This window comes from Frankia sp. CoWAU3 (assembly GCF_977971855.1).
The window spans coordinates 1-12470 of the sequence record NZ_CDWWXB010000022.1 but is presented as its reverse complement, the minus strand read 5'-3'; the positions used below and the strand labels follow the sequence as shown (position 1 = coordinate 12470).

Genomic DNA, 12470 nt, shown 5'->3' with positions numbered 1-12470 from the left:
AGCAGCTCACGGTGCCGGTCGGCGGTGGCGTCGTCGAGGCCGACGACGAGCCGGGACAGCTCCGCCGCAAACACCATGCCCACCGAGATCGCCGCGCCGTGCCGCCAGCTGAAGTGCTCGACCTTCTCGATGGCGTGACCGAGGGTGTGACCATAGTTGAGGATCTCCCGCCGGCCGTCCTCCCGCGGATCGCCGGAGACCACCTCGGCCTTGACCCGGATGGACCGCTCGATCAGCTCGGGCAGATGCGCGGCGCCGGTCGGATCGGCGTCGAGCAGATCGAGGATCGCCGCGTCGGCGATGAAACCGGTCTTGACGACCTCGGCGAGCCCGGCGCGTACCTCGACGGCCGGCAGAGACTCCAGCGCCGCCAGATCGCACAGCACGCCGAGCGGCTGGTGGAAGGCCCCGACCAGGTTCTTGCCCGCGTCGATGTCGATGCCGGTCTTCCCGCCGACCGCCGCGTCGACCATGCCGAGCACGGTGGTCGGCACCTGGACGACGTCCACCCCGCGCAGCCAGCTCGCGGCGACGAACCCGGCCAGGTCCGTCACGGTGCCGCCGCCGAGGCCGATCACCATGTCGTCCCGGGTGAAGCCGATCCGGCCGAGCACGTCCCAGCAGAAGCCGGCAATCCGCAGCTGCTTGGCCTCCTCGCCGTCGGGCACCTCGATGGCGTGCGCCTCCACGCCCGCGTTCTCCCGCAGGTCGGCGACGACGGCGTCCGCGGTGGCCCGCAACGCCCCGGGATGGATCACCGCGGCGCGGGTCCGCCCGACGACGGTCTCGGCGAGCTCGCCGAGCAGGCCCACCCCGAGCACGACGTCGTAGGGACGCCCGCCGCCCGGCCGTACCGGGATCCGCACGATGCCGGAGGCCTTCACCTGCATACTCACCGTTTGCCCCCTGCGGCGTCCGCCGCCTCGCCCGGTTCGCTGCCCGCCGCGAGCAGCGGGCCCAGGGCCGCCGCCACCAGGTCGGTCACCTCGTCCGGCTCGTGCCCCGCGGTGTCGATCACCACCGTCGCCACCTCGGCGTAGAGCGGCCGGCGCGCCCTGAGCAGGGCTGCGAGCCGCGTGCGGGGCCCCTCGACCAGCAGTGGACGGTCCCGGGCGAGGCCCACCCGCCGCACCGCGTCGGAAACTCCCACCTCAAGATAGACGACCCGGTGCCCGGCCAGCAGGGTCCGGGTCTCGGCGTCGAGCACCGCTCCCCCGCCGAGGGCCAGGACCCCCCGGTGATCCGCGAGCGCGGCCGCCACCGCCCGGCGCTCGGCCAGCCGGAAGTACTCCTCACCATGATCGAGAAAGATGTCCGCGACGGTGGTGCCGAGCGCCGCCTCGATGTCGGCGTCGGTGTCGCGGAAACCCACCCCCCACCGCCACGCCAGCTGGGTGCCCACCGTCGTCTTCCCCGCTCCGGGCGCTCCGACCAGCACCACCATCGGCCCCGTCCACGCGTCCGTCGCCGGCTCCCCCACGATGATCCTCTGTCTTCGCCGCCTGCCGATTTCCGCCGCCGATCAGCGGATGACCAGGGACTTCAGGTACCCCTCGTAATTGCGCCGGGTCTCCTCCACCGAGTCCCCCCCGAACTTCTCCAGCGCCGCGTCGGCGAGCACGAGGGCGACCATCGCCTCCGTCACCACCCCGGCCGCGGGCACCGCGCACACGTCGGACCGCTGGTTGATCGCGACCGCCGCCTCGCCGGTGGACACGTCCACCGTGGACAACGGCCTGGTCAGCGAGGAGATCGGCTTCATCGCCACCCGCACGCGCAACGGCTCGCCCGTGGTCATGCCGCCCTCGACCCCGCCGGCCCGGTCAGTCGCCCGCCGCACCCGCCGGCTGCCGGCACCGGCCGGCTCGATCTCGTCGTGCGCCCCGGAACCCCGCCGCCGCGCGGTGGTGAAACCGTCCCCGAACTCGACGCCCTTGACCGCCTGAATGCCCATCAGCTCGCCCGCGATCCGGGCGTCGATGCGCCGGTCGCCGTGCACGTAGCTGCCGAGCCCGGGCGGGCAGCCGTACGCCAGCACCTCGACGATGCCGCCGAGGGTGTCCGCGTCGGCGTGGGCCGCGTCGATCTCGGCGACCATCCGCACGCTGGTCGCCTGGTCGGCACAGCGGACCGGGTCCGCGTCCACCGCCGCCAGCGACGTCGGGGCGGGCACCCCCGGGGGCACCTCGACCGCGCCGATCGCGACGACATGCGAGATCACCTGGATGCCGTAGGCCTGCCGCAGCAGTGCCTTGGCCGCGGTGCCGAGCGCGACCCGCGCGGCGGTCTCCCGGGCGCTGGCGCGCTCCAGCACGGGCCGGGCGTCGTCGAACCCGTACTTCTGCATGCCGGCGAGATCGGCGTGGCCGGGCCGGGGCCGGGTCAGCGGGGCTGCGCGGCCCAGGCCCGCCAGCGCCGCCGGATCGACCGGGTCGGGCGACATGACCCGCTCCCACTTGGGCCACTCGGTGTTGCGGACGACCACGCTGACCGGGCCGCCGAGGGTGACGCCGTGGCGGACTCCACCGAGCAGCTCGACCTCGTCACGCTCGAAGCTCATCCGCGCGCCGCGACCGTACCCGAGCCGGCGGCGGGCCAGCTCGGCGGAGATGTCGGAACTGGTCATCCGGATCCCGGCGGGCAGCCCCTCGACCGTCGCCACCAGGGCGGGACCATGGGACTCCCCCGCCGTCAGCCAACGCACCATGACCCCAGTCTTTCACGCTCACCGCCCCTGTCACGACCGCGATCAGGCAGGACAACCGGAATCAAACGGAACTATCAGGATCAAGTAGGACGACCGAGATCAGCCGGCGCGACCGAGGACGGCGAGCAGCGTCCCGGCGAGCAGAAAGGGACCGTAGGCGATGCGGTCATGCCGGCCGACCCGGCCCGCCACGAGCAGCGCGCTCGCCCAGAGCCCCCCGAGGACGATGCCGGCGAACAGCCCGAACACCACACTCGGCCAGCCGAGCCAGCCCAGCGCACCGCCCAGCAGGCCGGACACCTTGACGTCCCCGCGCCCGAGCCCCGCCCTCGGCAGGCAATGTACCCCCAGGAAGATCACCCAGACGGCAGCCGCGGCCATCCCGGCGCGCAACAGACGGCCGGGCTCGCCGGTGAGCAGCGCGGCGAGGCCGAACAGCCCGGCGAGCACCGGATAGGACGGCAGTACCAGATGGTCGGGCAGGCGGTGCACCCGAAGATCGATCACGGCCAGCCAGACCCCGACGACCGCCAGATACACATAGGCCGGCAACCAGCTCGGATGATCGTGCAGGGCGACGGTCACGGCCGCGGCGACCAGCACCGTCACGGCACCGAGCGCCGCCGCCCCGGGCGCCTCCCGGTGCGGGGCCTGCCCGGGCAGCGCCGGCACGCCGGCCACGATCCGGCGACCGAACGGCAGGGCGGCGAGCACAGGAAGGGCGATCAACGTGCTGAGCGCGCCGCCCGGCACCACTCCCGGCACCGCTATCCGCCGGCAGGTCCACCGCGGCCGCGGGGACCGCTCCCCGCGAGACCGTGGCCGGCCGGCGCGCCGACCGGCACCGCCGGGGGCCTGTTCCCCCGCGTCCGCTCGTCCAGCGCGGCCTGACCCGCGGCCAGCAGAACGCTGGTGGGAACCACCTGCCCGGTGAAGTGCTCGACCTGCCCCACGGCCTGGGCGGCGAGGATCTCCAGGCCACCTGCGACCCGGGCACCGGCCCGGTAGGCCGCGGCGGCCAGCGCCGTGGGCCAGGGATGATAGAGCAGTTCTACGAGCTGACAGGCTGGCGGCCACGGTCCGGTGGCGAGCCCGTCGGTCGCGCCGGCGGGCGTGGTGGAGATGACCAGATCCGGGCCGGCCGGCAGGCCTGCGGCCAGCAGATCCCAGGGCAGCGCGGTGACCTCGACGCCCAGCCGCGACCCGATCTCCGCCACCTCCGCCACGGCGGCGGGCCGGCGGGCGACGACGCCGAGGCGGGTGCAGCCCGCCGCGGCGACCGCCGCGACCGCGGCGCGGGCCGTGCCACCGGCACCGAGTACGAGCGGCTGGCCTGGGACCGCGCCGCGCATCACCCGGCGCAGCGCCATGCCGATGCCGTCCACGTCGGTGTTGTAGCCACGCAACCGGCCGGCGGGCCCGACGACGACCGTGTTGACGGCGCCGATGACCGCCGCCGTCGCGTCCACCTCGTCGAGCAGGTCGAGCGCGACGGTCTTGAGCGGCATGGTCAGGGACAGCCCGACCCAGCCCGGATCCGTGCGGACCCGGGTGAGCATCGCGGCGAGCCCGGTCTCGTCGCAGTGCACGGCGGTGTACGTCACCGCGAGACCGAGCTTGGCGTAGGCGGCGGCATGCAGCAGCGGGGAGAGCGAATGGTCCACCGGTGCCCCGAGCACGGCGGCGCGGGTGGGGCCCGACGGCGGCGCGGTGGCCGCGACGGTCGCCGGCGCTTCCACGGGCCGACGACGGCACTCAGGGGGCCGACGGCGGGCCGGGGTAGTGCCGGCGGGAACGATCTCCGGCACTACCGGGCCCTCCTCATGCTTGCGGGCCTCATGCTCGCGGCTTCCCTCGCACTACTCACGACCTCCTTCACGCCGGTACTGGGCCTCTGCCTGCTCCCACTCCCGCTCCGTGGTGGCGAAGACCGTCACCTTGCTCTGCGGCATGGAGACGAAATAGAACCACGATCCGTCGGCCGGTTCCAGTGCCGACCGCAGCGCCCAGACGCCGGGGTTGGAGATTGCGCCCGGCGGCAACCCTTTCACGGCCCGCGTGTTGTACGGGTTGTTCTGGGCGAGTTGTTCCTTGGTCAACGGCCCCTCGTACCCGTCCGTGGCGTAGCGGGTGGTCGAGTCCATGTCGAGCCGGCCAAATCTTCCCGATGTGTCCCTGAGCCGATTGTAGATCACCCGGGCCACCTTCGGACCCTCGTCGCGGTTGGCCACCTCCTTCTCGATGATCGAGGCGATGGTGACGATGTCCTTCGGCGGGACCCCGAGCGCGGCGGCCCTGCCCTCCAGATCGATCGCCGCGGTCTCCCGCTTGAAGCGGTCGACGAAGGAGCGCAGCAACTGCTTGGGCGTGGCCCCGGGCACGAGGTCGTAGCTAGACGGGAAGAGATAGCCTTCCAGCAGGTTCGGCGGCGCGTAGGACGGCAGGCCCAGCTGGGCGGGGTTCTTCGCGATCGCCTCCAGGTCCGCCATCGACGTGCCCGGGAGGCGTTCATGCAGTGCCGTGAGGACCTCACGGACGGTCATGCCCTCTTTGATGACGAACTTGAACGGCGCGGACGAGGCAGGGTCGAGCAGGGCCTCGAGCGCCGCGGCGGCGCTCATCCTGGTGTGCAGACGGTAGGTGCCCGGCTGGATGCCCAGCGACTCCGGATTCGCGGTGGCGGCCTTGACGAACGCGGCGACACTCGCGGTCACGTTCGCGTCGTGCAGCTCCCCGGCGATCTCCCGGGTACTCGCCCCGGCCGGGATCTGGACCATCGCGATGCCCTCGCCGGAGCCGGAGTAGTCGGCGGGCTCGCCAGCCGAGATGTGCCCGACGACCTTCCCCACCCCGTAGATCCCCAGTCCCAGCAGGGCGGCGACCACGACAAGCACCGCGATGATCTTCGGCAGCGCGCGACCGCGCCGGCCGCCGTCGGGACCGGGCTCGTCCCAGCCGCCGCCGTCGTCCCAGGCGCGGTGGTCCCAGTCGACCCCGGCACGGTCGTCCGGGTACTGATCATCGGCGTAGTGTTCATCCGAGTAACGATCACCGCGCTGGCGGGCCCGACGGCGACGCGAGTAGGGGTCCTCGTCGAGCATCTCGTCGAGGTCGCCGCCGGTCACCTCTCGTCCGACGGCGGGACAACACCGTCCGGAGCCCGGGGGCCGTCTCTCGGAGCCCGGACCACGCCGTCCGGACCCGCGGCCGGGGCGGCACACCCGATCACGCCGGGCGCGGCGCTCCCCCGGCGGCTGTCCAGGTCGTGCTGCAGGATCTGCACGGCTGCCTCCTGATCCACGAGACTCCGGCGGGCACGCGAACGAACGCCACGCTCGGCCATCCTGCGATGAGCCGCAACCGTGGTGAGCCGCTCGTCCACAAAACGCACGGGGACGGGTGCGATCCGCTCGGCGAGTACCTCGGCGTACTGCCGCACCAGCCGGACCGCCCGGCCTTCCTGCCCGGACATCTGTCTGGGCAGGCCGACCACGACCTCTACAGCCTGCCGCTCCCGGACGATGAGGACGAGCTGATCTATGTCCGCATTGCCCCGCCTGTCCCTGGCCAGGGTAGTCACCGGAACCGCGAGCACGCCGCCCGGGTCGCTCGCGGCGACCCCGACCCGCACCGAGCCGACATCGACCCCGATCCGCACCCCGGGCCGGGAATCCCCGGGCCGGGAGCCCGAGCCGCTCACCGCGAGGCGTGCTCGGCCACCAGCCCCCGCAGCCTGGCGAACACCGCCGGCACCAGCTGTGGGTTCCCCCCGCCGCCCTGGGCCACGTCCGGCTTGCCGCCGCCCTTGCCACCCAGGCTCGCCCAGGACTGCCGCACCAGGTCACCGGCGCGCAGCCCCCGGCCGCGCGCGGCGTCGTCGGTCACCACGACGATCGACGACCCGTCGGCCTTGGCCACGGCGACGACGGCGGGCCGCCCCGCCAGCCGCCCACGCACGTCCAGCGCCAGCAGCCGCACGTCGTCGGGGGCGGTGCCGGCGGGCACCTCGGCGGTGACCACGGCGACGCCAGCCACCTCCTCGGCACCCTCGGCCAGCGCCCCGGCCCCGGCGAGCACCGCGGCGGCCCGCAGTCGTTCCAGCTCCCGCTCGGCGTCGCGCAGCCGGCCGACGATGTCGGTGACCCGGTCCACCAGCTCATCCGGACGGGCCTTCAGCGCGCTGGACAGCTGCGACACCAGGAGATGCTCGCGCGCCAGGTAGCGGAAGGCGTCGAGGCCGACCAGCCCCTCAACTCGGCGGGTGCCCGCGGAGATCGACGCCTCCGACAGCAGCTTCACCGCGCCGAGCTGCGCGGAGCTCGCGACGTGCGTGCCACCGCACAGCTCGCGGGCGTAGTCGCCCACGTCGACGACCCGTACGGCGTCGCCGTACTTCTCGCCGAACAGCGCCATCGCGCCAAGCCGGCGGGCCTCCTCCTGCGTGGTTACGAAAGCCCGCACCGGCAGGTCACGCAGGGCAACCTCGTTGATCTCGTCCTCGACGTCGGCGAGCACCGACGGCAGCACCGCGCCGAGGGCGTGGAAGTCGAACCGCAGCCGGCCCGGGGAGTTCAGCGAACCGGCCTGGGTCGCACCCTCGCCCAGCGCGCGACGGAACGCGGTGTGCACGAGATGGGTGGCGGTGTGCGACCGGGACACCGCGCGGCGACGATCGGCATCCACCTCCGCGAACACCTCCGCGCCGAGCCGCAGTTCGCCGCCGAGCACCCGCACCCGGTGCAGGACCAGGTCGGGCACGGGCCGCTGGACGTCGAGCACCTCGACCTCGCCGCCGTCGAAACGCAGCCGACCGAGGTCGGGCTCCTGGCCGCCGCTCTCGGCGTAGAAGGGGGTCGCGTCGAGCACGACCCCGACCTCAGTGCCCTCCCCCGCCGCCGCCAGCCCCGCGCCGTCGGCGATGCCGACGAGGCCCACCACGCCGGAGGTCCGGCTGAGCTCCTCGTACCCGGTGAAGGTCGTTGGGCCGGAACGGGCCAGGATCGGCCGGAACGCGGACAAATCGACGTTGCCGATCCGCCGCGCGGCCCGGTCCGCCTTCGCCGCCTGCCGCTGGCGGTCCATCAGCCGGTGGAAACCCGCCTCGTCAACGGAAAGGCCCGCCTCAGCGGCCATCTCCAGTGTCAGGTCGATCGGGAAGCCGTAGGTGTCGTGCAGCTTGAAGGCTGCCTCGCCGCCCAGCGTGGTCGAGCCCAGGGATCGGGCCTGGCGCGCCGCGGTGTCGAAGATCGTGGTACCGGTACGCAGCGTCTCGGCGAACGTCTGCTCCTCCGCGACGGCGACCCCGGTGATCGTCTCGGCGTTGTCGAGCAGTTCGGGGTAGATCGTCCCCATCGCCGACCCGACGACCGCGAACAGCTCGCTCATCACCGGCTCGTGGGCGCCGAGCAACCGGGCGTTACGGATCGCCCGGCGCAGCATGCGGCGCAGCACGTAGCCGCGCCCCTCGTTGGAGGGGACGACGCCGTCGGAGATCAGCATCGCGGCGGTGCGGGTGTGGTCGGCGATCACTCGCAACCGCACGTCATCGGCGGGGTCCGCGCCGTAGCGCCGCCCGGTCAGCCGGCCGGCGGCGTCGAGCACCGGCCGGGAGATGTCGATCTCGTAGAGGTTGTCGACACCCTGGAGGATGGTCGCCATCCGCTCCAGGCCCATCCCGGTGTCGATGTTGCGGGCCGGCAGCTCACGCTCGATCGGATAGTCGTACCCAGCGCCCTCGCCCCGCTCGTACTGCATGAAGACGAGGTTCCAGACCTCGAGATAGCGCTCCTCGTCCGCGATCGGACCGCCCTCACGGCCATAGGCGCAGCCGCGGTCGAAGTAGATCTCGCTGCACGGCCCGCACGGCCCGGGCACGCCCATCGACCAGAAGTTGTCCTCCTTGCCGCGGCGCTGGATGCGCTCGGCGGGCAGCAGCTCGCGCCAGATCCCCTCGGCCTCGTCGTCGTCGAGGTAGACCGTCGCCCACAGGTCGTCGGCCTTGAAGCCGAACCCTTCGGTGAGCAGCTCGAAGGCGAACGGGATCGCCTCGGCCTTGAAATAGTCGCCGAACGAGAAGTTGCCGCACATCTGGAAGAAGGAGGCGTGCCGCGCGGTGTGCCCGACATTCTCGATGTCGACCGTCCGGACGCATTTCTGCACGCTGGCCGCCCGCGGCCACGGCGCCGGGAGATCCCCGAGAAAATAGGGCTTGAACGGCACCATGCCGGCGTTGACCAGCAGCAACGTCGGATCCTGGGCCACCAGTGAGGCGCTCGGGACGACGGTGTGCCCGCGCCGGGCGAAGTGGTTGAGAAAGCGGCTACGGATCTCGGCCGTGTCCATCGGGTTCACGTCGTCCAGACTTCGTGGGAAGAGGTTCGACATCCCGGGGTGGCGTGCTGTGGTCGGGCGCGCCTTCCGGGCTGCGGTGAGGGCGGGTGCCCCCGGCCCGCGGGCGAGGGAGTCCTCAGGGCCGCCGGGCGCCGGGGACGAGCCGCATCGTGCGTTCGGCGTCGTCGAGGCCAGCGGGGTAGCGCGGCGCGCCGGAGCCGGCGACCTGCGCCGCGGCGTCCCGGAGCGGGGCAGCCCCGACCGCGTCGCCTCGGTCTGCTTCGTCGCCTCGGTCTGCTTCGTCCGGATCACCGTCGAGGCCGAGCGCGACACGGATCTCCTCCTCCCGCTCGGCCGCGGCCTCGCGCACGTCCGCGAGGAACTCCTGTACTGACTGTACGAGAGAGCCGGCCAGACTCGTCGGCGTCAGGGAGGCTGCGGCCTTAGCCACCTGGCGCACCACCACGACGCCGGCCGCCGCCCCGAAAGCGAGATAGAAGATCCTCGACATCTACCGGTCTCCCCTACGCCCGCCCGCCGCGCCGGCGGCCGTGGACACCGACGGGGTCTTCTCGCCCGCGGGCTGCGAGCCGCCGCGCCCGGCCTGCCGCCGCGCCGCCTTCTCGGCCTTCATCTGGGCCGTCACCCGGGACTCGACCTCCGAGCGGGTCCGCTTGGCCGCCGCCTTGCGCACGCCGTAGCTGAACGCCGCGACGCGCACCATCGGGCCGCCGAGCGTCGCCGCGAACAACGACGTCAGCGAGGAGACGTTGGTCGTGATCGACTGCACGTTCGCCGTGATCGCGTCGACCCGGTCGAGTTCCTTGTTGACATGCGAGAGCGCCAGATTGACCTCGTCGACCGTCGCGCCGGCCTGCCTGACCCGGGCGGTTCCCTCGTCGAGGGCGAGACCGGTCTGACGTACCCGGGCCGCGGCCTCATCGAAAATCTTGCCAAGCTTGAGCAGGACGTAACAGCCGAAGAGGACGAGCACCGCGAACGCGCCCGACGCGATCAGGCCCGCGACCGCACCACCGGACATATGTGCTCCTGCCTCCATCGTCGTTGGGCCGGTCCCACCCCACCCGATTCGATCCGCCGTGCCGCGGGCGCCACCCAGCCGACGCTCCTGGAGTGACCTTACCGAGACGGCTACCGGGGCCACGGGTAGCCCCCACGAGAGGAGTCAGGACGGCGAGGAGAACGGTGAGGACGAGCCCGGGGACGGCGGTGGGTCACCGCGCACGACGCCACGCAGCTCATGGACCCGATCGGCCGCGCGGCGCTCGAAGCCGTTACCGCTCGGCTGGTAGTAGTCGGTCGAGGTCAGCCCGTCCGGCGGGTACTGCTGACGCACGACGTTGCCGGGGGCGTCGTGCGGGTACCGGTAGCCCGCGCCGTGGCCGACCCGCCGCGCGCCGCGGTAGTGGGCGTCGCGCAGATGCGCGGGCACCGGTCCGGCCCGCCCGGCACGAACATCCGAGGTGGCGGCGTCGATCGCCCGGATCACCGCGTTCGACTTGGGCGCCAGCGCCAGGTGGATGACCGCCTGCGCGAGCGCCAGGCGGGCCTCGGGCAGGCCAACGAACTCCAGCGCCTGGCTGGCCGCGACCGCGACACCGAGCGCGCCCGGATCGGCCATGCCAATATCCTCACTGGCAAGGATGATCATCCTCCGGGCGACGAACCGGGGATCCTCGCCGGCCTCCAGCATCCGCGCAAGGTAGTGGAGGGCCGCGTCGACGTCGCCGCCCCGCATCGACTTGATGAAGGCACTGATCACGTCGTAGTGCTGGTCCCCGGACCGGTCGTAGCGCACTGCGGCCCGGTTGACGGCCCGCTCCAGCAGGTCGAGATCGAGCCGTGGCCGCGGGTTGACGAACGCCTCGGCGTCTGCCCCGGCATCGGCACCCGCTCCGGCCTTCCCACCCGGTCCGGACTCGCACTCATGGGCTTCGAGCAGCGCCTCGGCCCCGGCCTCCAGGGTGGTGAGGGCCCGGCGGGCGTCACCTCCGGCAAGGCGGACCACGTGCTCGCGGGCCTCGTCGGACACCGACAGCCGCCCGTCGTACCCCCGCGGGTCGCGCAGCGCCCGGGCCAGCACCCCGCGGATGTCGTCGTCGGTCAGCGGCTCCAGCGTCAGCAGCAACGACCGGGACAGCAGGGGGCTGACCACGGAGAAGAAGGGGTTCTCGGTGGTGGCGGCGACCAGAGTGACCCAGCCGCGCTCGACCGAGGGCAGCAGCGCGTCCTGCTGCGTCCGGGTGAACCGGTGCACCTCGTCGATGAACAGCACCGTGCGCGCACCGGACGTTGACAGCGTCTCGCGAGCCTCGTCGATGACGGCGCGGACATCCTTCACGCCGGCGGTGACCGCGGACAACTCCCGGAAGCGTCGCCCGGTCGCCCTCGACACGATGTGCGCCAGTGTGGTCTTGCCGGTGCCGGGCGGTCCCCACAGCACGACCGAGGTGGTTGCGCCCCCCTCGACCAGCCGGCGCAGCGGGCTTCCCGGCCCGAGTAGATGCCGCTGGCCCACGACCTCGTCCAGGGTCCGTGGCCGCAGCCGGGCGGCGAGCGGAGCCGCGCGGCCCACCCCCGGACCGCCACCACGCCGATCCCGGGGAGCGGCGAACCCCGAGGCGGAGCGGGACGCCGTCCCGGCCTCCGACGCGTCGGACGCCCCGGCACCAGCCCCGGCACCATCGGAGAGATCGGCGTCGAACAGGCTCACTCGTTCACCGTACGACCGTCGTACGACCGCTGGGAGGCACGATCAGCCCGGAGCACGGCAGACGTCGGCCTCCGACGGCGGCTCACCGAAGCAGGCATATTACATACAACGGTATAAGTGTCTTAAATTTGCCCTTAAGCCTACGCCCGTTCCCCCGACCACACTCGGACCACCAGAGCTTCATTGCCAATGCACCGGAACGCGGCTAATGCGCCGGAACACGCGGCGAACGGGTAGTGCACCGCGCGCCATCCGGTACAATCCCCCGAGAGACCACGCTTCGTTCACGTCGGACACCGGGCCCCAATGGCGCGCGTATTATCATTCAGCTAGTCCGTTCAGCTGCTCGACTGAGCACATGTGCCGCCTTCGTGGTAATGCACGGTGTTCCGGACGGAACCGCGCCCGAAACCGGGCCGGATTACGAAATCGCCCTGACCAGCCCAGATCGCAACGACGGGCTACCGCCCCTCACCGGGGCGGGTGCCCGCAGAACCCACCCTCGCCACGGCACAGCCACATCACACCGTCAGAACCGACCAGCTCACCCGGAGACCGAAACCCTGCCCCGGAGAGGTGCCATCCGATGACCGTGCTACAGCCGCCCCGCGCCCTCGGAAACCGTGCCGCCGCATCACGCGGGCACCGCTTCGACAAGAACAGCGCGATACCCGAAGCTCCGATCGCATCAGCCGAGCC

At 72.5% G+C, this 12470-nt stretch carries 11 protein-coding genes; all 11 read right to left on the bottom strand.

The window, feature by feature from the left end:
- Positions 1-890: 3-dehydroquinate synthase (aroB, locus tag AC08ON_RS04135; protein ID WP_476616492.1), on the bottom strand; the 890-nt coding region annotated here is incomplete at its 3' end.
- A gap of 2 nt (positions 891-892) precedes the next feature.
- A complete protein-coding gene (locus AC08ON_RS04130) occupies positions 893-1480 on the bottom strand; it encodes a shikimate kinase (protein WP_476606500.1) in 588 nt (195 codons plus the stop codon).
- A gap of 42 nt (positions 1481-1522) precedes the next feature.
- The gene (gene aroC, locus AC08ON_RS04125; RefSeq protein ID WP_476606501.1) at positions 1523-2707 is read right to left on the bottom strand and encodes a chorismate synthase; all 1185 of its coding nucleotides are present in this window, start codon (positions 2705-2707) and stop codon (positions 1523-1525) included.
- A 99-nt stretch (positions 2708-2806) separates the two neighbouring features.
- The gene (locus AC08ON_RS04120; RefSeq protein ID WP_476606502.1) at positions 2807-3472 is read right to left on the bottom strand and encodes a prepilin peptidase; all 666 of its coding nucleotides are present in this window, start codon (positions 3470-3472) and stop codon (positions 2807-2809) included.
- Between the two features lie 2 nt (positions 3473-3474).
- Positions 3475-4515, bottom strand: coding sequence for a shikimate dehydrogenase (locus AC08ON_RS04115; protein WP_476616487.1), 1041 nt, complete (start codon positions 4513-4515; stop codon positions 3475-3477).
- Positions 4516-4566: 51 nt separating this feature from the next.
- Entirely contained in the window at positions 4567-5808 is a 1242-nt protein-coding gene (gene mltG / locus AC08ON_RS04110; protein WP_476606511.1) for an endolytic transglycosylase MltG, read from the bottom strand.
- Between the two features lie 20 nt (positions 5809-5828).
- Positions 5829-6407, bottom strand: a complete 579-nt coding sequence (ruvX, locus tag AC08ON_RS04105; protein ID WP_476606504.1) for a Holliday junction resolvase RuvX — start codon at positions 6405-6407, stop codon at positions 5829-5831.
- Positions 6404-9049: an alanine--tRNA ligase gene (gene alaS / locus AC08ON_RS04100; protein WP_476606505.1), complete on the bottom strand. Its 2646-nt coding sequence runs from the start codon at positions 9047-9049 to the stop codon at positions 6404-6406. The genes ruvX and alaS overlap by 4 nt, the downstream gene beginning before the upstream one ends.
- Positions 9050-9173: 124 nt before the next feature.
- A complete protein-coding gene (locus AC08ON_RS04095; RefSeq protein WP_476606506.1) occupies positions 9174-9548 on the bottom strand; it encodes a hypothetical protein in 375 nt (124 codons plus the stop codon).
- Positions 9549-10079: a DUF948 domain-containing protein gene (locus AC08ON_RS04090; RefSeq protein WP_476606507.1), complete on the bottom strand. Its 531-nt coding sequence runs from the start codon at positions 10077-10079 to the stop codon at positions 9549-9551.
- A 144-nt stretch (positions 10080-10223) separates the two neighbouring features.
- Positions 10224-11771: a replication-associated recombination protein A gene (locus tag AC08ON_RS04085; RefSeq protein WP_476606508.1), complete on the bottom strand. Its 1548-nt coding sequence runs from the start codon at positions 11769-11771 to the stop codon at positions 10224-10226.
- Between the last annotated feature and the right edge of the window lie 699 nt (positions 11772-12470).

Coding starts and splice junctions, on each gene's coding strand:
- aroC (WP_476606501.1), bottom strand. CDS start 2,707: ATGGTGCGTTGGCTGACGGCGGGGGAGTCCCATGGTCCCGCCCTGGTG.
- mltG (WP_476606511.1), bottom strand. CDS start 5,808: ATGCTCGACGAGGACCCCTACTCGCGTCGCCGTCGGGCCCGCCAGCGC.
- alaS (WP_476606505.1), bottom strand. CDS start 9,049: ATGGACACGGCCGAGATCCGTAGCCGCTTTCTCAACCACTTCGCCCGG.
- AC08ON_RS04095 (WP_476606506.1), bottom strand. CDS start 9,548: ATGTCGAGGATCTTCTATCTCGCTTTCGGGGCGGCGGCCGGCGTCGTG.
- AC08ON_RS04090 (WP_476606507.1), bottom strand. CDS start 10,079: ATGTCCGGTGGTGCGGTCGCGGGCCTGATCGCGTCGGGCGCGTTCGCG.